Source organism: Collinsella intestinalis, from assembly GCF_902501455.1.
GTDB lineage: Bacteria > Actinomycetota > Coriobacteriia > Coriobacteriales > Coriobacteriaceae > Collinsella > Collinsella intestinalis.
On sequence record NZ_CABWIC010000007.1, the window covers coordinates 601448 to 624668 of the forward strand.

19 protein-coding genes and 1 tRNA gene are annotated in these 23221 nt (G+C 64.9%); 1 reads left to right on the forward strand and 19 read right to left on the reverse strand.

What is annotated here, in order from left to right; genetic code table 11:
• Window positions 1-6: 6 nt before the first annotated feature.
• From gmk to AOBCEHNH_RS04115, 9 genes are all read right to left on the reverse strand, one after another.
• A complete protein-coding gene (gene gmk / locus AOBCEHNH_RS04075; RefSeq protein ID WP_006722476.1) occupies window positions 7-576 on the reverse strand; it encodes a guanylate kinase in 570 nt (189 codons plus the stop codon).
• On the reverse strand, window positions 577-885 hold the full coding sequence (mihF, locus tag AOBCEHNH_RS04080; protein ID WP_039910222.1) for an integration host factor, actinobacterial type: 309 nt from the start codon (window positions 883-885) through the stop codon (window positions 577-579). It lies immediately after the preceding gene.
• A 204-nt stretch (window positions 886-1089) separates the two neighbouring features.
• On the reverse strand, window positions 1090-1815 hold the full coding sequence (gene pyrF / locus AOBCEHNH_RS04085) for an orotidine-5'-phosphate decarboxylase (protein ID WP_152063261.1): 726 nt from the start codon (window positions 1813-1815) through the stop codon (window positions 1090-1092).
• Window positions 1809-2717, reverse strand: a complete 909-nt coding sequence (locus tag AOBCEHNH_RS04090) for a dihydroorotate dehydrogenase (RefSeq protein ID WP_193221188.1) — start codon at window positions 2715-2717, stop codon at window positions 1809-1811. The genes pyrF and AOBCEHNH_RS04090 overlap by 7 nt, the downstream gene beginning before the upstream one ends.
• Before the next feature lie 11 nt (window positions 2718-2728).
• The gene (locus AOBCEHNH_RS04095; protein ID WP_152063263.1) at window positions 2729-3499 is read right to left on the reverse strand and encodes a dihydroorotate dehydrogenase electron transfer subunit; all 771 of its coding nucleotides are present in this window, start codon (window positions 3497-3499) and stop codon (window positions 2729-2731) included.
• 117 nt (window positions 3500-3616) lie between these two features.
• Window positions 3617-4906: a dihydroorotase gene (locus AOBCEHNH_RS04100; RefSeq protein WP_152063264.1), complete on the reverse strand. Its 1290-nt coding sequence runs from the start codon at window positions 4904-4906 to the stop codon at window positions 3617-3619.
• Window positions 4890-5834, reverse strand: coding sequence for an aspartate carbamoyltransferase catalytic subunit (locus AOBCEHNH_RS04105; protein WP_118271280.1), 945 nt, complete (start codon window positions 5832-5834; stop codon window positions 4890-4892). Before AOBCEHNH_RS04105 ends, AOBCEHNH_RS04100 begins: the two co-directional genes overlap by 17 nt.
• A 3-nt stretch (window positions 5835-5837) precedes the next feature.
• Complete coding sequence (gene pyrR / locus AOBCEHNH_RS04110; protein WP_006722469.1) at window positions 5838-6422, reverse strand: bifunctional pyr operon transcriptional regulator/uracil phosphoribosyltransferase PyrR; 585 nt, start codon at window positions 6420-6422, stop codon at window positions 5838-5840.
• A 242-nt stretch (window positions 6423-6664) separates the two neighbouring features.
• The gene (locus AOBCEHNH_RS04115; RefSeq protein ID WP_193221174.1) at window positions 6665-7693 is read right to left on the reverse strand and encodes an SGNH/GDSL hydrolase family protein; all 1029 of its coding nucleotides are present in this window, start codon (window positions 7691-7693) and stop codon (window positions 6665-6667) included.
• Window positions 7694-8028: 335 nt separating this feature from the next.
• Here AOBCEHNH_RS04115 and AOBCEHNH_RS04120 point away from each other — a divergent pair.
• Window positions 8029-8103 (forward strand) — tRNA-Asn (locus AOBCEHNH_RS04120).
• Between the two features lie 611 nt (window positions 8104-8714).
• Here AOBCEHNH_RS04120 and rpoD read toward each other — a convergent pair.
• The 10 genes from rpoD to leuS all read right to left on the reverse strand — a co-directional run bounded on the left by rpoD (window position 8715) and on the right by leuS (window position 23067).
• A complete protein-coding gene (gene rpoD, locus AOBCEHNH_RS04125) occupies window positions 8715-10061 on the reverse strand; it encodes an RNA polymerase sigma factor RpoD (RefSeq protein ID WP_006722465.1) in 1347 nt (448 codons plus the stop codon).
• Between the two features lie 158 nt (window positions 10062-10219).
• The gene (gene dnaG / locus AOBCEHNH_RS04130; protein ID WP_152063266.1) at window positions 10220-12211 is read right to left on the reverse strand and encodes a DNA primase; all 1992 of its coding nucleotides are present in this window, start codon (window positions 12209-12211) and stop codon (window positions 10220-10222) included.
• Complete coding sequence (gene ribF, locus AOBCEHNH_RS04135) at window positions 12201-13259, reverse strand: riboflavin biosynthesis protein RibF (protein WP_152063267.1); 1059 nt, start codon at window positions 13257-13259, stop codon at window positions 12201-12203. The genes dnaG and ribF overlap by 11 nt, the downstream gene beginning before the upstream one ends.
• Window positions 13256-14176, reverse strand: coding sequence for a tRNA pseudouridine(55) synthase TruB (gene truB / locus AOBCEHNH_RS04140; RefSeq protein ID WP_152063268.1), 921 nt, complete (start codon window positions 14174-14176; stop codon window positions 13256-13258). The genes ribF and truB overlap by 4 nt, the downstream gene beginning before the upstream one ends.
• Before the next feature lie 99 nt (window positions 14177-14275).
• The gene (locus AOBCEHNH_RS04145) at window positions 14276-15244 is read right to left on the reverse strand and encodes a DHH family phosphoesterase (RefSeq protein ID WP_006722461.1); all 969 of its coding nucleotides are present in this window, start codon (window positions 15242-15244) and stop codon (window positions 14276-14278) included.
• A 37-nt stretch (window positions 15245-15281) separates the two neighbouring features.
• Window positions 15282-15713, reverse strand: coding sequence for a 30S ribosome-binding factor RbfA (rbfA, locus tag AOBCEHNH_RS04150; RefSeq protein WP_006722460.1), 432 nt, complete (start codon window positions 15711-15713; stop codon window positions 15282-15284).
• Window positions 15714-15797: 84 nt separating this feature from the next.
• Complete coding sequence (infB, locus tag AOBCEHNH_RS04155) at window positions 15798-18491, reverse strand: translation initiation factor IF-2 (protein WP_118271286.1); 2694 nt, start codon at window positions 18489-18491, stop codon at window positions 15798-15800.
• Between the two features lie 74 nt (window positions 18492-18565).
• Complete coding sequence (nusA, locus tag AOBCEHNH_RS04160) at window positions 18566-19846, reverse strand: transcription termination factor NusA (RefSeq protein ID WP_152063269.1); 1281 nt, start codon at window positions 19844-19846, stop codon at window positions 18566-18568.
• A 2-nt stretch (window positions 19847-19848) separates the two neighbouring features.
• Window positions 19849-20343 (reverse strand): ribosome maturation factor RimP, encoded by a 495-nt coding sequence (gene rimP, locus AOBCEHNH_RS04165; protein WP_118103499.1) that lies wholly within the window; start codon window positions 20341-20343, stop codon window positions 19849-19851.
• Between the two features lie 135 nt (window positions 20344-20478).
• Window positions 20479-23067 carry a leucine--tRNA ligase gene (gene leuS, locus AOBCEHNH_RS04170; RefSeq protein WP_152063270.1) on the reverse strand — a complete coding sequence of 863 codons (2589 nt, stop codon included), beginning with the start codon at window positions 23065-23067 and terminating at the stop codon, window positions 20479-20481.
• Window positions 23068-23221 lie beyond the last annotated feature (154 nt).

The window sequence follows — 23221 nt, forward strand, 5'->3', positions numbered from 1 at the left end:
TTCGGATCAATTCCTTTCGTGACGGTGCAGTACGGCGATGAGTTCCTCTGTGGCGCGCTCGAGATCGTCGTTCACGATAATCTCGTCGTAGCGGTCACGCAGGGCCATCTCGCCTTCGGCGGTGTGGAGACGGAGCTCGAGGGACTCCGGGGTCTCGGAGCCGCGGCCGAGGAGGCGCTCGCGCAAAACATCGAGCGACGGGGGCTCGATGAAGATGAGCACGGCCTCAGGGAAGCGCTCCTTGACGGCCAGGGCGCCCTGGACGTCGATCTCCAAGATGAGGGACTGGCCGGTGGAGAGGTTGCGATCGACCTCGCTGGCAAGGGTGCCATAGCGATGGTCGTGCACCTGTGCCCACTCGATGAAGTCGCCGGCCTCGATGCGGGCCGAGAACTCATCTTCGGACAGGAAGTAGTAATTCACGCCGTCCACCTCGCCGGCGCGCGGGCTCCTCGTGGTAGCGGAAACCGTCAGGCCCAGGTTGGGAACCCGGTCACGCACACGCGCGACAAGAGTGCCCTTTCCTGCGCCTGACGGCCCGGAAATCACAAAGAGCTTTGACTCGCTCTGGCCCACTTACTTGGTGAGCTGCTCGAGGAGCTGCTCGCGCTGACGGACGCCGAGGCCCTGAACGCGACGGGTGGCGGAGATGCCCAGCTCGTCCATGATCTTGGTGGCCTTGGCCTTGCCATAGCCGGGGAGGGACTCGATGAGGGTGGAGACCTTCATACGGGAAGCGATCGGGTCGTCGGAGTTCAGGACGGAATCCAGGGACACCTCGCCCTTCTTGATCTTCTCACGGAGCTCGGCACGAGCGTGACGGGCGGCAGCGGCCTTCTCGAGAGCGGCCTTGCGCTGCTCATCGGTGAGCTGAGGAAGCGCCATTTGAACCTCCATAAAACTAGGCATCTTCTAACTGCGTTCGGGGTGCAATACGTGCTTTTACGTGCATGTTTGAACCTTCAACGGCAATCTAGGGTAGTCCATGCTCTGCCAAATTGCAAGATATCGAGCCAAAATCGGCGTCAAAACCCCTGCATAGAGGCCCTATAGAGGAAAGAAGCGCAGGTAGACACCTGCGCTTCATCATTATTTCACGTTCTCACACAGCTCGGCGACGATGGCCTCGTACGCCTCGACTGGGTCGTCGGCTCCCGTGATGGGACGGCCAACCACGATGTGGCTCGCGCCGCGGGCGATGGCTTGCGACGGCGTGGCGACGCGCGTCTGGTCACCGAGCTCGGCGCCCGCGGGACGCACGCCCGGCGTGACGATGAGCGCGTCGGGGCCCAACAGCTCACGCATGCCTTGCGCCTCCATCGGGGAGCACACGATGCCGTCGATGCCGTTGGCCTGCGCGAGGGACGCCAGACGAGCGGCCTCCTCGGCAACCGGGGACTCGACGCCGATCTCGGTAAGCGAGTCCTGGCTCATGCTCGTGAGCACGGTGATGGCGACGAGGTTGGGGCGGTTCCCCCGCACCTCCGCGGCCGCCTCGGCACCCTCGCGGCACGCCGCGAGCATGGCACCGGAGCCCAAGCCGTGCACGGAGAGCAGGTCGGCGCCGGCGAGTGCCGCGGAGCGGGCCGCGCCACGCACCTGATGCGGAATGTCGTGGAACTTCAGGTCGAGGAAGACCTTGAAACCGCGCTCGTTGAACTCGCGGACGATGGAGGGACCCTCGGCGTAGAACAGCGTCATGCCGACCTTCAGCCAGGAGGCATGACCGGACAACGCATCGGCAAGCTCGATGGCGCGGTCGCGGTCGCAATCGATCGCGACGATGATGCGGTCGCGGGCATCGGTCTCTAACATTCGAAGGCTCCGATCAGCTCGTTGATGTCCTTGACTCCCTGGCTCTCGGCCCAGGCCTCGAGCTCGTGCAGGATGCGCACGGACGCATCGGGCTCGACGAAGTTGGCCATGCCCACGGAAACGCAGCAGGCGCCCGCGAGGATGAACTCGGCCGCGTCCTCACCCGTCATGACGCCGCCGACACCGCAAATCGGGATATCGACCGCATTGGCGGCCTCCCAGACCATGCGGACGGCGATGGGGTGGCACAGCGGGCCGGACAGACCGCCCGTGGGCTTGGAGAGCCTGGAGCGGCGCGTGTGCACGTCGATGGACATGCCGGGGATGGAGTTGATGACGGTCAGGCCGTCGGCGCCCTCGGCCTCGAGGGCACGCGCAATCTCGGGGATGCGTACGGGAGCCATCTTGACGAAGAGGGGCTTGTCGGTCACCTTGCGGCAAGCGCGCATGACCTCGGAAGCACCTTCGGGGGTGGAACCGCAGGCGGCGCCGCCGGCAGCGATGTTGGGGCAGCTCACGTTGATCTCGTATCCGGCGGCCCAGGGGCACAGCTCCACGAACATCTCGAGAGCACGGACGTACTCCTCGGTGGAGTGACCGGCGACCTGGCAGATGACCTGCGTTCCCTTGGCGGTGAGGTCGGCCAGCCACGGGCCGGACTGCTCGGCGAAAGCCGCCACACCGGGGTTCTGCAGGCCCACGGAGTTCATCATGCCACCGGGGACCTCGGCCATACGAGGCGCGGGGTTGCCCGGCCAAGCCTCCGCCGCGCAGCCCTTCGTGGTGATGGCACCGAGCTGACTCACATCCATGAGCTCGCTGAACTGCCAGCCGTACCCGAACGTGCCGGAAGCGGTGTTTATGGGGTTCTTCATCTTCACGCCGCCGAAGTCGACGGCCATATTCACCTGGCTCACCAGACCACCACCTTGGTCGCATCAAAGACCGGTCCGCACATGCAGGCACCCTGCATGCCGTCGGTCGTCTCGACATTGCAGGTGCTGCATGCACCAAAGCCGCAGCTCATCATGCGCTCGAGGGAGGCCTCGCAGTACACGCCCGCCTCGGCCGCAGAGGCAGCGACCTTGCTCATCATGACGCCGGGACCGCAGGTGGCCACGTAGTCGTACTCGTGAGAGGAGAGCAGCTCAGCGACGGACTCGGTGCAAAAACCGTGCAGGCCGGCCGTGCCGTCATCGGTCGCCACGCAGACCTCGCCGGCGCCCAGCGCCTCGAAGTCCTCGACGCCGACGAGCTTGGCTGCGGTGGCGGAGCCCACGCACGCATCGACCGCGACACCCGCCTCGGCGAGCTCACGCGCCAGGCACAGCACCGGGGGAACGCCGATGCCGCCGCCGACCACGAGCACGCGGCGGGCACCCTCGGGGACGCGCCAGCCGTGGCCGCCAGGGCCGAGCAGGTCGCTCGTGAAGCCACGATCCCACTCGGACATGCGCTGCGTGCCCTTGCCGACGACCGCGTACCAGATCTCGACGGTGCCGCCCTCCGGATCGGCGGCGACGTAGCTCAGCGGCACGCGCAGCAGCTCACTCGGGTCGCCCGGAACGCGGATGTTCACGAACTGACCGGGCTTGAGCGCGGATGCGAGACGCGGGGCCGAAATGACGAGCGAGAAGATGCCGTCGGCGATCTTCTCGTTCGAAATGACCTCGAAGTCATGCATGCGCGCAGGCGAAGGATTCGGCATATATGCTCCCCTCCCCATGCGAGGCATGGTTGATTGACAATGCCGCACGGGCAGCGCGCGAAGACGCGGCCCGTGCGGCGCTCGAAGCTTATGTTAGCAAACGACGCCGTTGGCGAGCGTGCGCTTGCCACCCACGAACACGTCGGTGGCGCGACCGGTGAGCTCGACGCCCTTGAAACCGGAGTTCTTGGCGTGGCTGGCGAAGTCATCCTCGGAGACGGTCCAGACCTGGTCGGCGTCGAAGACGGTGAGGTCGGCGACAGAGCCCTCGGCGATCTTGACCTGGTCGAGGCCCAGGATCTTGCGGGGCTCGATGGCCATGAGCTCGACCATGCGACCGAAGGTGATCTTACCGGTCTTGACCAGGTTGGTGATCACGAGGCCGAGCGCGGTCTCGAGGCCGGTCATACCGAACGGGGCGAGCTCGAACTCACGGGACTTCTCCCAGTCGGAGTGCGGGGCGTGGTCGGTGGCGATCGTGTCGACCGTGCCGTCGATGACGCCGGCGATGAGCGCCTCGGCGTCCGCAGCGGTGCGCAGCGGCGGGTTCACCTTGAAGCAGGTGTTGTAGGTGCCGTCGATGGCGTCCTCGGTGAGGAACATGTGATGCGGGGTAGCCTCGCAGGTCACGGGCAGGCCCTTGGCCTTGGCGGCGCGGACCATCTCCAGGCCCTTGGCGGTGGAGATGTGCTGGATGTGCAGCTTGGCACCGGTGAGCTCGGCGATCATGATGTCGCGCATGATCTGGAGCTCCTCGCCCTCCGCCGGCCAGCCGAGCAGACCGAGGCGGGTGGAAACGGCACCCTCGTTGATCTGGCCGTCGCCGACCAGGTCGTTGTCCTGGCAGTGGCTCATGAAGACCTTGCCGAACATCTGGCCGTAGTCCATGGCGCGGCGAAGCATGCCGGCACCCTGGATGCCGTGACCGTCATCGGTAAAGGCGACGCAGCCGTGCTCGACCATGTTGCCCATCTCGGAGATGATCTCGCCCTTGAGACCACGGGTCATGGCGCCGGAGGGGTACACGCGGCAGTGGCCCTTGGCGGCGGCGACGGACTTGATGTACTCGATCACGACGCCGTTGTCGGTGACGGGGTTGGTGTTGGGCATGGAGCACACGCCGGTGAAGCCACCCTTGGCGGCAGCGGCGGTCTCGGACTCGATGTCGCCCTTGGCCTCGAAGCCGGGCTCACGCAGGTGGACGTGCATGTCCACCAGGCCGGGAACGAGGTACTTGCCAGACAGGTCGATGACCTCGGCGCCCTCGTGGCTGAGGTTCTCGCCGACGGCGGCGATCTTGTCGTCCTCGACGAGGACGTCTACACGTCCATCAAGCTCGACAGACGGGTCGACGACGTGGGCATTCTTAAGAAGCAAGGCCATTATCGGCACCTCCAAGCAGCAGATACAGGGCAGCCATGCGCACGCAGATACCGGCGTACACCTGGTCGAGGATGACGGAGCGCTCCGGATGATCGGGCATGTAGGAGTCGAACTCCACACCGCGGTTGATCGGGCCGGGGTGGCACACGATCGCGTCGGGCCTCATGAGGCGCTCGCGGGCCTTGGTGAGACCGTAGAGCTGGTGGTACTCGCGCTCGCTCGGGAACGGCGCGCCCTCGAGGCGCTCGCGCTGGATACGCAGCATGTAGACGACGTCCAGGTCCGGCAGCACATCATCGAGGCTGTTGGACACGTGATCGGCACCCAGGATGTCGGGGCGGGGCGGCATGAGGGTGTTGGGACCCACGGCCGTGACCTCGGCGCCCATGATCTTGAGCGCGGGGATGAGGGAGCCGCAGACACGGGAGTGACCGATGTCGCCCACGACGCCGACCTTCAGGCCGTCGAAGCTACCCTTGCGCTCCCAGATGGAGTACAGGTCGAGCAGGGCCTGAGTGGGATGGCCGTGCTTGCCATCGCCGGCGTCGATGACGACGGCGGGGCTGGCCTGGGACACGATGTGGGGCGCGCCGGCGTGCTTGTCGCGCACGACGATGCAGTCGATCTTGTAGGCGTCGAGCGTCATGACGGTGTCGATGAGGCTCTCGCCCTTCACCGTGGAGGTGGAGGAGCCGCCGAAGTTCAGCGTATCGGCCGACAGGCGCTTCTCAGCCAGCTCGAAGGAGCTGCGGGTACGCGTGGAGGGCTCGTTGAACATATTGACGATGGTCTTGCCCTTGAGGGTGGGGACCTTCTTGATGGTGCGCTCATTGACCTCGGAGAACGCCTTGGCGGTCTGCAGGATCGTCATGAGCTCGGAGTCGGAGTACTCCGAGATATCGATGAGGTGCTTGTGGTTGTTGAACACTGCCTACTCGCCTCCCAGCGGAGCGGAGCCCACACGGGCGCCCTGCTCGACGTTCGTGATCTCAACGGTGGTGCGGCCGTCGACCTCCTCGAGGTAGAGGCGCACATTCTCCTCATGGGAGGAGGGGACGTTCTTGCCCACGAAGTCGGGGCAGATCGGAAGCTCGCGATGACCGCGGTCGACCAGGACGGCCAGCTCGACGCGACTGGGGCGACCGAGGTCCATGAGGGCGTCCAGAGCGGCGCGGATGGTGCGACCGGTGTAGAGGATATCGTCGACGAGCACGATGCGCTTGTTGTCCAAGTTGAACGGGACGTTCGTGGCGTGGACGGCCGGTGCGAAGTTGGTCAGGTAATCGTCGCGGTAGAAGCTGATGTCCAAGCTTCCCAGGTCGACGCGCACCCCCTCGATCCGCTCGATCTCGTCCACGAGCTGTTTGGCGAGCAAATCGCCGCGGGTCACGATGCCGACGAGCGCGAGGTTCTCAACGCCCTCGTTCTTCTCGACGATCTCGTGAGCGATACGGGTGATCGCGCGGCTGACCGCGGTCTCGTCCATGATGACCGCCTTCGGTGAAGACATGCCCATCAAACTCCTTCCTTGCCTCTTCGACGCCGGCGCGGTGCCGCGTCAAAAAATAATGCCCGACCGTTCACGCACGGCACGAGCATCCCACGAGGACCCGAAGCGATCGGGCTATGTTCTCCTTGCGGGTATCTCGTACCACGTTTAAAGGTCTTGTTCATTGTACACGCATCCCCCGTGGCGAGGGCCTGAAAAAACACGCACCGCCCCAATCTTCACAATGGGGCGGTGCGTGTGGTCTTTGGCTAGCGTCCGTCCTTCGGTCCGCGACAGGCTATCGTCCAGCGGGAGTCGGTCGACTCGTCCATGGGGCACCCGTGGCAATGGGCGCGTCCACATGTCCGAACGGCGCGCGGTGCATCCCCGATGGATGCGGGCATCTCAGAAGACCCCTCCATCCGCGCGATGACCATGTCTGAGATCTGACGCATGCCGAGAGCCGACGGATGGCACCCGTCCACCGCGTCGTATTGGATGCCGTACGCCCGCACATCGGCGACATGCGCCCCCGTCTCTCGAGCCGCCTGAACGATGGCGCGGTTGTACGCATCCAGCTCAATGCCGCGCATCTGATACTTGTAACAGCGCTCCGCCTCGCTCGGGGACGTTGCGGGGCACAGTGTCAGGCACCAGACCTCGGACGAGGGCGCGAGGCGATGGATCGAGACGAGGACATCTCGATACGCAGAAGCGAACCGGTCCAGCGCATCGGGGCCGACAACCCATTCGACGGAGCGCTCGCCCGCAAGGTCCTCGGGGCGCGCAGACGCGGAAAGCGACCCGCCCATCACCTGGTTGCGACCACCGCCCCAGCCGTAGTCGTTAATGCCCATGTACACGAGGACGACATCGGGGCATTCGCCCTGCGCGCCGAGCAGCGAAGTGATGCGCTTCTCGCTATTGCCCGCAGGGAAGCCGCATCCCTCGACGACGGACCCGGAAAAGGAGGAGTTAGCTACCAGGCGGCCGTCGAAGTGATCGATGACTCTCCCCCACCATGTGTCTTGGGGGCTTTCGACCCCATCGACGTGAACCTCGCCCTCATAATGAACCCGCCAGCCCTCGGGAACCCAGCCCATAAGCGTACTGATGGAATCACCCAGAACGGAGAAGCCCCGCCCCCTCAGGCGGCTGCTTACCGAGCGAGACACATTGGCCTCAGTTTCATTGGCACAATTGACGCTCCCGACTTCCTTGGCAGACGAGGCGGCCTCGGCGCATCTGACAGTTCCGGAAACGACAGATTCCTCGGTGCTCATATGATCAGGGCTCATGGTGGTCCTCCCCCTCATGTCCTTCTGCAACGTCCGGCCGTCCCTGGCGACAAGGAGCTCTCAGCCGTAAAGCAATACAACGGCCGTCTCACCCTCGAGGCGCTCGGGCACATTTGCGGCATTTCGATCGGCAGGCCCGCTCAATGATAGTCGTCCAAGGTCTCTTGACCCGATTTATTCGGGCGACGGTATATCTGACCTGCAGGTTTGATCACTCTAAAACCGGCAGCGGGCAAAATCTAAAAAATTATGAAATTGGGGCTTGCAACGATTCCCTCCATCCGTATAATAAATTTCGTTGCTTGCGAGCAGACAGCCAAAAGCAACTTGACAATTCCTCGATAGCTCAATGGTAGAGCCCGCGGCTGTTAACCGCGTTGTTGTAGGTTCGAGTCCTACTCGAGGAGCCAGAATTTTCAGACCCGCTTCGGCGGGTCTTTTTGTTATGCATTGAGTGAACCCCCACTCCCTCTCTTTTGCTATGCAGGGGTTGAGCCTCCCCTCGATTGATCAGCGGTGCGGCAATACATGAACATGGCCATCGCTCGTATCGAATGACCAACAGCACTGAGCGACCGCCCTCTCCGAGCCGCCATCTGCGCCGCATTAAGGGCCCGTCAATTGGGAGCCATGAACTTATGCACGATTTGGGTGTACACAAATGGAGGGTTTGAACGATTCGTGCATAACCTCCATTTCATCGACGCATCTACCTGCGGGTTTGTTAAGCTCAGAAATGTAAGCTCTAGCTAACCGTTCACAAGCTCCAATCGTTCATAACCTCCAAGCCTGCGCGGTCCCGCAAGGACACTCGCGTCATCGCTTGCGTGCCTGGCCACACGTCCCGACAGGCCGGACGGCCCCGAGGAGCCGCACGGCCCAGCAATCCGCACGTCCCAACCAGCCACAAAAAATGGCCGCCGACACAAGCCGGCGGCCAAAAAGGCTCGCTATATAAACTGGCACTTGCGGATCCCGAACGCTCGCAAACCCGAGCGCCCACGCGACCCGTGTGCGGCGTTTAGCAGTTCTCGAGATAATCCTTGAGCTTGCTCGAACGGCTGGGGTGGCGCAGCTTGGCCAGCGTCTTGGACTCGATCTGGCGGATGCGCTCGCGCGTCACGCCAAACTCGCGTCCAACCTCCTCGAGCGTACGGGGATGACCGTCCTCAAGGCCGAAGCGCAGCTCGATAACCTTGCGCTCGCGCTCCGCAAGTCCATCGAGAACCTGCGTGAGCTGCTCCTGCAGCATCGAGAAGCTGGCGGCGTCCGCGGGGACGACAGCCTGCGCGTCCTCGATGAAGTCGCCCAGCTGGGAGTCCTCCTCCTCGCCGATGGGCGTCTCGAGGGACACCGGCTCCTGGGAGATCTTCTGGATCTCGCGCACGCGGTCGGCACTCATGTCCATCTCGGCGCCGATCTCCTCCGGGGTCGGGTCGCGGCCGAGGTCCTGAAGCAGCTGGCGCTGCACGCGCACGAGCTTGTTGATGGTCTCGACCATGTGGACCGGGATACGGATGGTACGGGCCTGGTCGGCGATTGCGCGGGTAATGGCCTGACGGATCCACCACGTGGCGTACGTGGAGAACTTGAAGCCCTTCTCGTAGTCGAACTTCTCGACCGCTCGGATGAGACCGAGGTTGCCCTCCTGGATGAGGTCCAGGAAGAGCATGCCGCGACCGACGTAGCGCTTGGCGATGGAAACGACAAGACGCAGGTTGGCGGAGATAAGGGCCTGCTTGGCATCGAGGCCGACCTGCTCGACGCGCATAAGACGACGCATCTCGGCGCGGGTCAGCTCAATCTCGCCGGCCTCCTGCTTCTCCAGTTTATCGGCGGCATCGAGACCAGCCTCGATCTTCATGGCGAGGTCGACCTCCTCGGCTGCGGTCAACAGGTCGACCTTGCCGATCTCCTTGAGGTACATGCGCACCGGGTCGCCGGTGAGCATGACCGTGGAGGCATCGATGCCGCGGGCGCGGGAACGGCTGCGCGTGGTGCGGACGGTGCGGGCCTTCTTCTTGGATTTGGTAGACGCCATCTCGGCATCGGCCTGACGGGCCATCTTGAGGTCATGGTCCTCATCGCTCTCGTCACCGTCGAGGTCGTCGTCATCGTGCGACACGTCGCGGTCATCGTCATCCACGATCAGCTCGGAGTCGTCATCCTCGGTGGCCGAGACGATCTCGACGCCGCGGTCGCGAAGGAACTGGTAAATGGAGGACAGCTGTGCATCAGTGACGTCGACGTTCTTGAGGACGATCTGGATCTCATCCTCGGTGACGGAACCGGCCTTGGATCCCAGGTCGAGCAGCTTCTCGATGGTTGCGTCCAGAGCGGAACCGGTGCTTGCAGACTTTTTCGGCACAGATGCTCCCTTCTTAGCACATAGGATTCATTACTTTACCACGCTTCTATACCCGTCTGTCAGAAGAAATTGCAGCATCCGAGCAGATTCTATGCATGAACGCGGTTTTGGGACGCCGCCGTCGATCGTGACGCCCGATCATGATGACCTCAAACTCCCTACTCCCTAAATGGGTCGGCGATGCCCTCGACGGCCTGCTCGAGCTCACGGATGCGTGCGGCGTCTCGCGTCGCCTGGATCGCGAGCTCCCTGCGTTCATCGGACGACATGGACCGGTTCGAACGCAGACGCGCCTGGGCCGTCTTCATGCGACGGCGCGTCGTGTATAGCTCGAGCGTATCGAGGAGGAACTCGATGTTGGTCTCCGTCGGGTGCTTGCTCGTAGCGGAGAGCAGACCGGAACCGACCAGCTGCGCGGCCTCGGGGCAGACGGCGCGCGCGGCGGCCATCGCGTCGGCGGGCGCGGTCCCCTCGGGCGTCGCCAGAATCGACCAGGCGATGGTCTCGCTGCGGGCGTCGACCCATTCGACCTCGGTGATGCGCTCCGCGTAAGCGCGGAAGCTGTCGGGGTACGTGGTCAGCAACGTGAGCAACTCGTGTTCGCAGGCGAGCTGCCGGCGTTCGAGATCGGTGAGCAGCCCGTTACCGACATCGGGACCGGCATCGGCCTCCGTGGGGACCGGCGCCCCCTGAACCGGGTCCTCCACAGGCTCGTAGTCGTAAGGGACCTCCTCGTAGGGAACCTCGTCATAGCCGGAAGGAGCAGACGCGGGAGCACCTGCGGCCTGCTGAGCATCGGGAGACGACTGAGCGCGCTCGCGCTGCTTCTCGCGACGACGCGCGGTCTCCTCGCGCTGCTGCACCTCTCTGAACACCTTGCCGGCGCTCGCGCGGATCGTATCGACATCCAAACCGAGTCGATCGGCGATTTGCATGTAATAGCTATCGATCATGTAGCTCGCACGCAACGGATAGATGAGCTCGAGGGCCGAACGCATCGCCTTGGCGCGGCCGCCCGGGGTGGAGATATCGCTTTCCTCCTCGAGTTTGCCAAAGACGAAATCCATGAGCGGAATGGAATTGTCGAGGAGTTCGCGTAGGGCCTCTCCCCCATTGGCGCGGACGAAGTCATCGGGGTCCTGGCCGTTGGGCAAGATCACACAGCGCAGGTCGAGGTCGTCCTTCTCGATGAACTGGACCGCGCGTCGCGCCGCCTTCTGCCCGGCGGCATCACCGTCGAACATGTAGACGATCTTCTTCGTGAAGCGCATGAGCGTCTTCACGTGATTCTCGGTCAGCGCGGTGCCAAGTACCGCCACGATGTTCTCGATACCGGCCTTCCAGCAGCTCATGGCGCTGATATAGCCCTCGACGACGATCGCCTCGTTGTTGTTGACGATATGGTCCTTAGCCCAGTTGAAGCCGTAGAGATTCTTACCCTTATGGAAAATCGGCGTCTCGGAGGAGTTGAGGTACTTGGCGTTGGTCTTTTCCTTGTCGAGCGCGCGCCCGCCGAACGCGATGCAACGCCCCTGCTCGTCGAAGATCGGGAACATCACGCGGTCGAAGAAGCGGTCGACCAGACCGCCGCCGCGGCTCCTGAAGGCGACGTTGGCATCGATCATCTCTTGAGGCGTGAAGCCCTTGGATCCAAGATGGCGGACGAGCATGCCGTGGCCCGGCGCGAAACCGAGGCGGTACTTGCGACAGGTCTCCGCATCGAGCTCGCGCTCCTTGCAATAGTCGCGGCCGCGCGCGTCCTTACCGCGCATCAGCAACGTGTGGTAAAAGGAGCAGGTTTCCTCGCATACCTCGACCAGGCGGTTCCGCTTGGTGCCGGAGCGTTTGAAGGAATGGTCCTCCTCGAGTTCGATGCCGGCACGGTCAGCGAGGTAGCGGATGGACTCGGGAAAGCTCAGGCCCTCGCGCTTCATCACGTAGGTAAAGGCGTCGCCACCCTCACCGCAGCCGAAGCAGTGCCACACCTGAGTGGCGGGTATCACATGGAAGGACGGGGTTTTCTCCCCGTGAAACGGGCAACATCCCCACAGGTCGGTGTTACCGCGGGGCCTGAGCTCCACGGTCTCCGACACCAGGGCCACGAGGTCCGTGGCGTCCCGCACCTTGTTCTTGTCATCCTCAGAAATCACGCGCGATCCTTACCGGCGATGTGCCGAACTGTTCACGTACCGTTTCAATGTCGCGGTTGACGGCCTCGATGAGCGCGTCGACCGATTCGAAAGAATGAGAGGGCCGCAGGAGACGGTCGAAGGCGATGGCGACCTTCTTGTCATACAGGTCTCCCGAGAACCCGATGAGATTCGCCTCCAGACGGGCTGATTTAACCGAGTCGGCGAACATCGGGGGCACGCCGACGTTGATCGCGGCGGGCCATACCACACCGTCGACCTCGGCAAAACCGGCGTACACACCGTCGGCGGGCATCTGCGCATATCCGGGGACCTCGACATTTGCGGTGGGGAACCCCATGCCCGTCCCCTGCCCCCTGCCGGGACCGACCTGACCCCGCAGCATGGGGCGACGGCCGAGCAGGCGGCGTGCGGAGTCGACGTCGCCGCGAGCGATGAGCGAGCGGATGCGCGTCGCCGTGATGGGTGCGTCACCGTCCAAGATCAGGTCATGCCCCGTCACCGCGATGCCCTTCTGCGTTCCCCAATCCGCGATGATGGGAACGGTCGAGGCCCCGCGGGCGCCGAGCCTGAAGTCACTTCCCACGTGAATGGCGCGAATGTCGAGATACGGGGCGAGCACGCCCTCGAAGAAGGCCACGTGATCGAGGGCGGCGAGCTGACGGGTGAACGGGACCACGGCCACACGCACGCCGATCGAGGCCAATGCGCGCAGCCTCCCATCCATAGAAGTCAGCTTGGGAGCGGGATGAGCACTCACCACCTCATCGGGATCCGGGTCGAACGTGACGGCGACGGCCGCCACGCCGCGCTCACGCGCATCGTCGATGGCATGGCGGAGCAGATCGGCATGACCGCGATGCACGCCGTCGAACGCGCCTATGGCGATGACGCACGACAGTGGTCCGTCAGCGGGGGCATCGGCTGCTCCGCCGACGTTCAGCACCGGCGCGTCGCCCCCCATCCCGGCGCACAGGAAATCGGCTGCGAGCTCTTCCACGGCGGGCATAACACCCTTGCAGCGGGTCTGACCGTCAGGCGAAATCATCTCCGCGCCCCCTCAACACCCTGGGGAAAGACCGTCTCCATACGGACATGCCCGCCTTCTGCAAGGCCGATGGCACGCAGCTGGCCGCCATGGACGAGCGCGATGCCGCCCGCCGCGTCGCGTGCGGCGCAAGCGATGGCCTTACCGTTGAGCACGTCGGCAAGCTCTGCGTCGGACAGCTCGCGCGCGGGGTACCCCAAAACGCTCGCGGGGTCCAAGGCGGATGCACGGGCGAGTTCTTTGTCAAGATCCTCGACATGAAGGCACGACCCGATGCCCACCGGACCGGAGGCGGTCCTTCGCAGGTCGACGATATGCGCCGCGTTCCCAGCGGCGCGCCCGATATCGCGCGCCAATGCCCGGATGTAGGTGCCCTTGCTCACATCGAAGGACGCGGTCCACACGGCGTGGCCGTCGACCTCGTCGATGGAGACCAGGTCGGCCGAATACACCTCGATCGTGCGTGCGGGCAGCTCGACATCCTCGCCTGCGCGGGCACGCTTGTAGGAGCGAACACCGTCGACGGAGATAGCCGAAAACGCCGGCGGGACCTGGACGAGCTCGCCCACAAAATCGGCGAGCAGCTGCTTGGCGAACATCGGAGACAGCAGGTCGTCGCTCATGGGGGCCGTGCGGGTCACCTCGCCCTCGGCGTCATCGGTCGTGGTCTCGGCTCCGAACATGATGCGCGAGAGATATCGCTTTCGGTCGAGCGTGATCCGACCGAGTAGGCGCGTCGCCTGACCGACGCCGACGATCATCACGCCCGACGCCAGCGGGTCGAGCGTGCCCGCATGGCCGACGCGACGCTCGTTGAGCGCACGACGTACCTTGGACACCACGTCATGCGAGGTGATGCCCACGGGCTTGTCGATTGCGAGAAGAAGATTCAGTTCGCTGGGCTTGCGCTTTCCCATGCTGTCCTCTCGTATGTATGCGGGAAGGGGCGCCCTCCGCCGGCCGCCGGGCAAATTGCCAGACGGCCGGTCGGGACGGGTACCCCTGTCCGTGAATGTCTATTGCAAAAGCGCCTCGAGCTTGGGCAGCACGACTTGCGCAGCCTGCTCCACCGTCCCCTTGAAGGTGAAACCCGCAGCCGCGGCATGTCCTCCCCCGCCGAGCTCGACGGCGATACCGGAGATGTCGATGGAGCCCTTCGAGCGCAGGTTTCCACGCACGGAGCCCGGCTCGTCCTCGCGCAGGAACAGGCACAGCTCGGTGCCCCCGACCTGGCGGACTATATCGATCAGACCATCGCACTCCGCGGGCTTGACCCCGCACGAGCGAAGATCGTCCTCATACGCATAGCTGAAGGCCACACGACCGCCGGCACGGCCCTCGATACGACTCATGACGATCGACTCGAGGTGCAGGTACTCCAAACGCTGGCTCTGATACACCTCGAGCGCGATACGCGCCGGCTGTGCACCGGCGTCAACCAAGCGCGAGGCGCAGGCGAAGGCGGAAGGGTTCGCATTTTGGTACTGGAACCTGCCGGTATCGGTCACGACACCGGTGAGCAGGCACGTGGCGATATCGGGGGTGCACGGCCAACCGGCGGCGTTGAGCAGTTCCTCGACGAGGACCGCCGTGGCGGCGGCCGACGTCACACGGACCGTTACATCGCCGAACTCCTCGCACGTGGGATGATGGTCGATGACCACGCGACCGTGGGCACGCTTGGCGACCGCGGCGGAGTCGGCCAGTCGGCCGAGAGTGGGAACGTCGACCGAGATGAACACGTCATAACGCTCATCGTGACGCACGGCGGGCTCGAGCTCGTCGGCCCCCGCAAGGAAGCGGTAGACGCGCGGGATCGAGCCGTCATCGGCGAGCAGCAAGTCGACCTTCTTGTCGGGGAACTGGGCCCGAATCGAGGCGCCGAGCCCCAACAGGGACCCGAGCGCGTCGCCGTCGGGATTCGTGTGACCGGAGATCGCGATGGTCCGGGCGTTTTCGACGTACTCGATGACGCCCTCCCACATGTCGGGAGTGGTGGACCGACCGGAGCACGGCGAGGTGCTACTGTTCATCGACATCTTCCTCATCGGAATCCGTATCCTCGCCCTCAGAATCGGCGAGGGGGTAGCCGAACTCGTCCTTCTCGACCGAAAGCGTCGCAGGGACGTTCTCGAGTGCGCGCGAGATGGCCTCGGCCTCGTCGGTCGAGCGGTCGATCTGGAACGCGAGCTCTGGGGTGACGCGCCAATCGAGAGCGCGGGCGAGCAGGCTGCGAATGCGACCCTTGGCGGCGTTAAGCGCCTCGAGGACCTCTTCGTAGCGGTCGCCGTCGCAGCTCACGTACACACGGGCGAAGGAACGATCCTGCGCCACCTCGACGCCGGTGAGCGTGACGAGGTCGAGGCGCGGGTCGGCGATCTCGAACAGGAGGATGTAGCCGAGCTTTTCGCGCAGCTGCTCTCCCAGTCGGCGAGTCAGCGGGGTCTGCTTCATGTCTCTCTCCTTTAGATGCAGCGCAAGCGGCCCTGAGGGCCGAAGGCGGCCCGCACCTTTTGGCGCGAGCCGCACAAGCGGTCGTTACTCGGTACGAGCAACCTCGACGATCTTGTAGGCCTCGAGGATGTCGCCGACCTTGATGTCCTGGAACTTCTCGATGCCCAGGCCGCACTCGTAGCCCCTCTTGACGACGTTGACATCGTCCTTGAAGCGACGCATGGAGCCGAAGGAGCCGTCGAACACAACGACGCCGTCGCGCACGACGCGAACCTTGTCGTCGCGGCTGATCTCGCCCTCGGTGACCATACAACCGGCGATGGTGCCGGCCTTGGGCACGCGGAAGGTGTCGCGGACCTCGGCGGAACCGGTCTGGACCTCCTCCTCCGTGGGCTTGAGCATGCCGATACGGGCGGCGTCGATGTCCTCGATCGCCTTGTAGATGATGGAGTACGTCTTGATCTGGACGTTCTCGCGCTCCGCGGCGTCGCGGGCCTTGGGCTGCGGGCGAACGCCGAAGCCGATGATGATGGCGTTGGAGGCCATGGCCAGCGTGACGTCGGTCTCGGAGATGGCGCCGACGGCGGAGTGGATGATGTTGATGCGGACCTCGGACTGGTCCATCTTGCCGATGGAGTCGGCGAGGGCCTCGATGGTGCCCTGGGCGTCGGCCTTGACGACCAGGTTGAGCTCCTTGAGCTCGTTCTGGCTCATCTCGTCGAACAGGGTCTCGAGCGTGACGTGCTTGACCTTGTTCTGCTCCTCGATGCGGGCCTTGAGGGCGCGCTGCTCGGCGAGGTCGCGGGCGTCGCGGGCATCCTCGAAGACGCGGAACTCGTCACCGGCGGCCGGAACGGAGTTGAGGCCCAAGATCTCGACGGCGTCGGAGGGACGGGCCTCGTCCTTGTGGTTGCCGTGCTGGTCGAGCATGGCGCGGACGGAGCCGTAGCTCTGACCGGCCACGATGGTGTCGCCCACATGCAGGGTGCCGCGGGTGACGAGCAGCGTGGCGACCGGGCCGCGGCCGCGGTCGAGCTTCGCCTCGATGATGTTGCCGGAGGCGAAGGTGTCCGGGTTTGCCTTGAGCTCGAGGACGTCGGCCTGAAGTAGGATGGTCTCGAGCAGGTCGTCGATGCCCTGGCCCTTCTTGGCCGAGACGTTGACGAACATGTTCTGGCCGCCCCACTCCTCGGGGATGATGCCGTACTCGGTCAGCATCTGGCGCACCTTGTCGGGGTTCGCCTCGGGCTTATCGCACTTGTTGACAGCGACGATGATCGGCACGCCGGCGGCCTTGGAGTGGTTGATGGCCTCGATGGTCTGCGGCATGACGCCGTCGTCGGCGGCGACGACCAGGACGACGACGTCCGTGATCTTGGCGCCACGGGCACGCATGGCGGTAAACGCCTCGTGACCCGGGGTGTCGACGAAGGTGATCTGGCGACCGTTGATGGTGACCTCGGAAGCGCCGATGTGCTGCGTGATGCCGCCGGCCTCGCCGCTCCAGACGTTGGTGTGGCGGATGGCGTCGAGCAGGCTGGTCTTACCGTGGTCGACGTGGCCCATGACGGTGACCACGGGCGGGCGGGACTTGAGGTCCTCGGGCGCGTCGTAGAAGCTGAAGGAGTTCTCCTCCTCGGCGGTGACGATGCGCACCTGGCGGCCCAGGTCGTCGGCGACGAGCTCGACCAGGTCGTTGCTCATGGTCTGCGTCATGGTGAGCGGGGTGCCCAGCAGGAACAGGCGCTTGATGATGTCGTTGGCGGAAACCTCGAGAATCTCAGCGAGCTCGGCGACGGTCACGCCCTCGGAGACCTTGACGGCGTCGAGGTCCTCGGGGTTGATGCCCTGTGCGAGCGCTTCCTCGATCTTGCGCTCCTCGGCTGCAGCGGCGGCCTCGGCTGCACGCTTCTCCTTGCGCTTCTTACGACGGCCGGAGGACTCGCGAGAGGCCTCCTCGACGGCCGCGCGAGCGTCGGCCAGGACCTTCTCGCGGCTGTACTCCTCGGCCTCACGGGCCATGCGGGCGTAACGATCCTCGCCCTCGTGGTTCTCATGGGAAGCGCCCTTGCGGCCCTTCTTGCCCTTGCCGGCCTTGTCGGGCGAGGGCGGGAAGTTGTCCGGCATGTTGGCGGCCGGAGCGGAGCTGCGGCGACGGGTGCGGGCCGGAGCGTCCGTGGTGGCGGCGCCGTTCTGACCGGCGTTGCGACCGCCGCGACGACCGCCGCGGTCGGAGCGGGAGTCGGACGCGGGCTTGGCGGCCTCGGCGGCCTTCTTCTCCTTGAGGACGACCTCCTGCTCGGCGATCTGGTCGAGCAGAGAGCGGAACCTCATGCCGGAGTCGGACGCGGGAACGGCGCGGCGCTTGGCCTCGAGCTCGGCCTCGCGGGCGGCCTTCTCGGCCTCCTCTTTGGCGCGGCGCTCGGCCTCCTCCTTGGCAGCGCGGGCGGCCTCAGCAGCGGCCTGAGCCTCCTGGGACAGGCGGCGCTCCTCCTCGCGACGGGCCTCGGCGGCGAGGCGCTCGGCCTCCTCCTTGGCAGCGGCCTCGGCCTCGGCGGCGCGCTCGGCCTCCTCCTCGGCGCGCTTAGCGGCCTCGACCTCGGCCGCACGGGCCTCGATCACGGGGGCGAGCTGCTTCTTGACCATGGCGACAAAGGCGTCCTCGAGGGAGGACGACGCGGACTTCGCCGGGATCTTCATCTCTTCAAGGTGGCCCATGAGTTCCTTGGACGTCATGCCGAACTCTTTGGCCAGGCTGGAAATACGGACTTTCGCCATATCCTTCACCTACCTCTCACGCGCACCGGGCGCGCATCTTCAATCAACAAGAATCAATGCGTGGGAACGCGGGCCTAGATGAGGTCCTCGGCGCATGCCAGGGCGTCGTCGCCGGCGCCATCGAGCTCGCCGTCGTGCACGCCGCAGAAGCGGGAACCGGGGCGGGCCTGATTGCGGCAGCGGGTGCCGTCCTCGCCGACGTGCGCGCAGCGCTCGGGCTCGAGGTCGACGGGCTCATCGTCGATCAGGTCCTCGACGACGGGCTGAGGTGCCAGCGGGACGTTCTTGAGGATGTCGGCCGCGAGGGTCTCGCTCTTGATATCGATGTGCCAGCCGGTGAGGCGGGCGGCCAGGCGGGCGTTCTGACCCTCCTTGCCGATGGCGAGCGACAGCTGGTCGTCGGGGACGATGACGCCGGCGTAGTTCTTCTCGGGGTCGATCAGCACGCGGGTCACCTTGGCCGGGGACAGGGCGTTGGCGACGTAGACGGCCGGATCCTCGTCCCACAGGATGACGTCGACGCGCTCACCGCGCAGCTCGCCCACGACGGCGCGCACGCGGCTGCCCTTGGGGCCGACGCAGGCGCCGACCGGGTCGAGGCGGTCGTCCAGGGAGTGGACGGCGACCTTGGAGCGCTGGCCGGGCTCGCGGGCGATGGACTTGAGCTCGACGGTGCCCTCGTAGACCTCCGGGACCTCCTGCTCGAACAGACGACGCATGAGCTCGGAGTGGGTACGGGAGATGACAATCGGCGGGCGGGAGTGCTCGCCACGCACCGGGGGAAGCGTGGAGTTGGGGTCGCGGACGTCGATGATGACGGCCTTGAGGTGCTGGTTGTGCAGGTAGCGCTCGCCGGCGGGGCGCTCGTTGCGCTCGTCGGGGTAGCGGCGCTGGTCGAAGTGAGGCAGCTCGGCCTCGACGCCCTCGCGGATCTTCACGATGGTGAAGTCGGGCGTGGACTGCAGCACGGTGCCGTTGATGAGATCGCCCACGCGACCGGAGAACTCCTCGTAGATCTGCTCGCGAGCGGCGTTTCGCACGATGGCGTTGATCTCGGCCTTGGCAGTCTGGGCGGCGAGGCGGCTCACGTCCTTGGGCGTGACGTCGATCTCCTCGTACTCGGTGAAGTTGCCCTCCTCATCCATGGAATCGTCGATGGGCTCGAGGCGGTACACGTAGATCTTGCCGGTGGTGCGGTCGATGGTGACCTTCGCGCCCCAATCGAGCTTGAGAACGCGAGCATAGGTCTCGGCGAGTGCGGCCTCAAGGCGATCGAGCAGGTAGAGCTGGTCGATGTGCTTCTCCTGGCACAGCTCCATGAGAGCTTCCATCATGGTGAAATCGGCATCTGCCATGGTTAGTTCCCTTCCTTCACGCCCTTGAAGTCGAAGACCGGCTTCAAGGTGCACTTCTTTACGTCGTCAAATGCGATGGTGACCGCATCCTCGCCCTCGGGCTGAATGGTCACGCACGCGTCGGTGGCGGCGGCGATGGCGCCCTTGTAGGAACGGCGCCCCTCCATGGCCGTGGTGGTGAGCTCGACGTCCTCGCCCACGAAACGGGCGAAGTCGGACGGGCGGCGCAGCGGACGCTTCATGCCGGGGGAGCTGACCTCGAGCGTGTAAGCGCTCGAAATGGGATCCAGGGCCTCGACGGTCTCGGACACCCAGGCGGTCTGGGCAGTGACCTCGTCGAGGTTGATGGGATCGCCCTCGAGCTTATCCAGGCGCACGCGCACGCACGGGGCCTTGGTGGCACCGACTACCTCGACGTCGACGATGTCGATGCCGTGCTCGGCGGCGCGGGCCTCCAGGGCATCGATGATGTCCTGCTCCACCTTGCTCTTGACCATGTGACACCTCACTTTCATGAAAAGGGAGCGCGGGCGAACCCGCACTCCCTTCACGTGACAACTTCATTTAAGGGGACTATAACACATTCCCAGCGTACGGGGCAATTTTGCCGTGGATCGACCCGATTTGGAAGCCTACTTCACCACAAGATTTACAAGTTTGCCCGGGACGCAGATAGCCTTGACGACCGTCTTGCCCTCGATGTGCTTGGCAACGGCGGCCTCGGCGGCAGTCTGCATAGCGGCGGTATCGGCTCCCGCCGGCACCATCACGCGTGCGCGCATCTTGCCGAGCACCTGGACGGCGATCTCGACCTCGTCGGCCGCGGCCTCGGCGGCGTCGAACTCCGGCCACGGGGCGGTGTAGACGCTCCCCTCGCGGCCGAGGGCGGCGTGCCACAGCTCCTCACAGGCGAACGGGCAGATGGGCGCCAGGACGGAGACGATGTCGCAGGCGACGAGCGCAGTGAGGGCGGCGTCGCGCTCCGCGGCGGGCACGGCGTTGATATAGGCGCTCGCGGCGTTCACGAGCTCCATCATCGCGGAGATGGCCGTGTTGAACTGGCCGCGATCGAAGTCCTCGGTGCACTTGGCCAGCGTGCGATGGCGCTCGCGGTACAGCTCGAGCGCGGGCTTGGACAGGGCGCCCTTATCGAGCGAGGCGGCGTCGCCGGCGGTCTCGGCCAGCTGCCAAACGATGCGCCAGGCGCGCTTGATGAAGCGGTTGGCGCCCTCGACGGCTTTGGGATCCCAGTCGAAGTCCTTCTCGGGCGGGGCGATGAACAGGATCGCCAGGCGCATGGTGTCGGCGCCAAAGGGCTCGATGACCGAGCTCGGGGGCACGACGTTGCCCTTGGACTTGGACATGGTATCGCCGTTCTCGTCCTTCACCATGCCCTGGCACAGCAGGTTGGTGAACGGCTCGTCGACGTCGAGCAGACCCATATCGCGCAGGGCCTTGGTGAAGAAGCGGCTGTACAGCAGGTGAAGGATCGCGTGCTCAATGCCGCCGATGTAATTGTCGACCGGCATGAAGCGGTTCGCGGCCTCGCGCGAGAACGGCAGCTCGGTGTTGTGCGGATCGGTGTAGCGCAAGTAGTACCAGCTGGAGCACGTGAAGGTGTCCATGGTATCCGTCTCACGGCGAGCAGGTGCGCCGCACACGGGGCAGGTCGTCTCGTAGAAGTCGCGGCACTCGGCGAGCGTCTCGCCCGCGGTGAGGTCGAGGTTCTCGGGCAGCATGACCGGAAGCTGATCGGCGGGCACGGGGACGATCCCGCAATGCTCGCAGTGGATAGCCGGGATGGGGTTGCCCCAGTAGCGCTGACGGGAGATGAGCCAGTCACGCAGGCGGTACTGGACAGAGCGCTTGCCGGTGCCGGCGGCCTCAAGGTCGGCCACGATGGCGGCCTCGCCCTCGGAATGCTTGCCGCCCGTCATGCCGGTGTACTTACCGGACTGGACGAGCTTGCCCTCACAGGTGAGCGCCTCGTCCCAGTCGACGGAAGTCACGCGCGTGCCCTGCTCATCTTTGAGGTCCTCATACAGCGGGTCGTCCTCGGAGAGGATGATGGGCACAATGGGCAGGTCATACTTCTTGGCGAAGTCGAAATCGCGCGCGTCGCCGCAGGGCACAGCCATGACGGCACCGGTGCCGTAGTCGGAGATGACGTAGTCGGCCACCCACACGGGAACCTTGGCGCCCGACACGGGGTTGATGACATAGCGGCCCGTGAAAGCGCCATGCTTCTCGAGCGTACCCTGGGCGCGCTCGACGGCGGAGATGTGCTTGGCACCCTCGACGACCTCGCGCACGCCGGCCTCATACTCGGTGCCCTCGACCAGGTCCATCAGGCCCTTGTACTCGGGGGCGAGCAGGAAGAACGTGTTGCCGAACAGCGTGTCGGCACGGGTGGTGAAGACGGTAATCTTGCCCTCATCGCCCTCGATTGGGTTGCCATCGACGTCGCACAGCGTGAAGTCGACCTCGGCGCCCTCGGAGCGGCCGATCCAGTTGGCCTGCATCTGCTTGACGCGCTCGGGCCAACCGGGGAGCTTCTCCAGATCGTCGAGCAGCTCCTGCGCATATTCGGTGATCTTGATGTACCACTGCTCGAGGTCGCGCTTCTCCACCTCGGAGTCGCAACGCCAGCAGCGGCCCTCGGTCACCTGCTCGTTAGCGAGCACGGTCTCGCACTTGGGGCACCAGTTGACCGGGTTCTTCTTGCGGTAGACCAGACCGCGCTCCCAAAGCTTCTCGAAGATCCACTGGCCCCAACGGTAGTAATCGGGGCTGCACGTCTTGACCAGGCGATCCATGTCGTAGGAAAAGCCCATGCGCTTCATGGTGGCGAGGGCCTGGTCCATGTTCTTATAGGTCCACGCGGCAGCCTGGGTGTTGTGCTTGATAGCCGCGTTCTCGGCGGGAAGACCGAAAGCGTCGAAACCGATGGGATGCAGCACGTCGTAGCCGCGCATACGGGCCTGGCGGGCCATGGCGTCGCCGATGGTGTAGTTGCGGGCGTGGCCCATATGCAGGTCACCCGAAGGGTACGGGAACATCTCGAGGACGTACTTCTTGGGCTTGGTGGAATCGGTGTCCACGGCGAAGAGATTCTGCTCCTCCCAGGACTTCACCCACTTTTCCTCAATGGTCTGCGCGTCGTAAGCCGGGATCTCCCCCGCCGCGCGACCGGCGTGATCGTGCTCGTGGCAATCGCACATGGTTGGCTCCTATCGTTCAAGCGCCGGGGCCGCTCGGGGGCCGCCGCGCCGCGTCGGTAATGTTCAAGAGTTTAACAGGTCTGTGGACCTCGCATAACAACGATGGGGCCCACGCGGACGATTCCCGCGCGGGCCCCACTTCCGACTCTCTATT

Bases quoted from the DNA above. Each gene is read 5' to 3' on its own strand.
- truB (WP_152063268.1), bottom strand. From the start codon at position 14,176: ATGGGAAAGCGCAAGCCCAGCGAACTGAATCTTCTTCTCGCAATCGAC.
- rimP (WP_118103499.1), bottom strand. From the start codon at position 20,343: ATGGTCAAGAGCAAGGTGGAGCAGGACATCATCGATGCCCTGGAGGCC.
- AOBCEHNH_RS04090 (WP_193221188.1), bottom strand. From the start codon at position 2,717: ATGGCCGTCGACTTCGGCGGCGTGAAGATGAAGAACCCCATAAACACC.
- pyrF (WP_152063261.1), bottom strand. From the start codon at position 1,815: ATGTTAGAGACCGATGCCCGCGACCGCATCATCGTCGCGATCGATTGC.
- infB (WP_118271286.1), bottom strand. From the start codon at position 18,491: ATGGCGAAAGTCCGTATTTCCAGCCTGGCCAAAGAGTTCGGCATGACG.
- AOBCEHNH_RS04100 (WP_152063264.1), bottom strand. From the start codon at position 4,906: ATGGCCTTGCTTCTTAAGAATGCCCACGTCGTCGACCCGTCTGTCGAG.
- rbfA (WP_006722460.1), bottom strand. From the start codon at position 15,713: ATGAAGCAGACCCCGCTGACTCGCCGACTGGGAGAGCAGCTGCGCGAA.
- AOBCEHNH_RS04145 (WP_006722461.1), bottom strand. From the start codon at position 15,244: ATGTGGGAGGGCGTCATCGAGTACGTCGAAAACGCCCGGACCATCGCG.
- leuS (WP_152063270.1), bottom strand. From the start codon at position 23,067: ATGTGCGATTGCCACGAGCACGATCACGCCGGTCGCGCGGCGGGGGAG.
- ribF (WP_152063267.1), bottom strand. From the start codon at position 13,259: ATGATTTCGCCTGACGGTCAGACCCGCTGCAAGGGTGTTATGCCCGCC.
- AOBCEHNH_RS04115 (WP_193221174.1), bottom strand. From the start codon at position 7,693: ATGAGCCCTGATCATATGAGCACCGAGGAATCTGTCGTTTCCGGAACT.
- AOBCEHNH_RS04095 (WP_152063263.1), bottom strand. From the start codon at position 3,499: ATGCATGACTTCGAGGTCATTTCGAACGAGAAGATCGCCGACGGCATC.
- nusA (WP_152063269.1), bottom strand. From the start codon at position 19,846: ATGGCAGATGCCGATTTCACCATGATGGAAGCTCTCATGGAGCTGTGC.
- pyrR (WP_006722469.1), bottom strand. From the start codon at position 6,422: ATGGGCATGTCTTCACCGAAGGCGGTCATCATGGACGAGACCGCGGTC.
- mihF (WP_039910222.1), bottom strand. From the start codon at position 885: ATGGCGCTTCCTCAGCTCACCGATGAGCAGCGCAAGGCCGCTCTCGAG.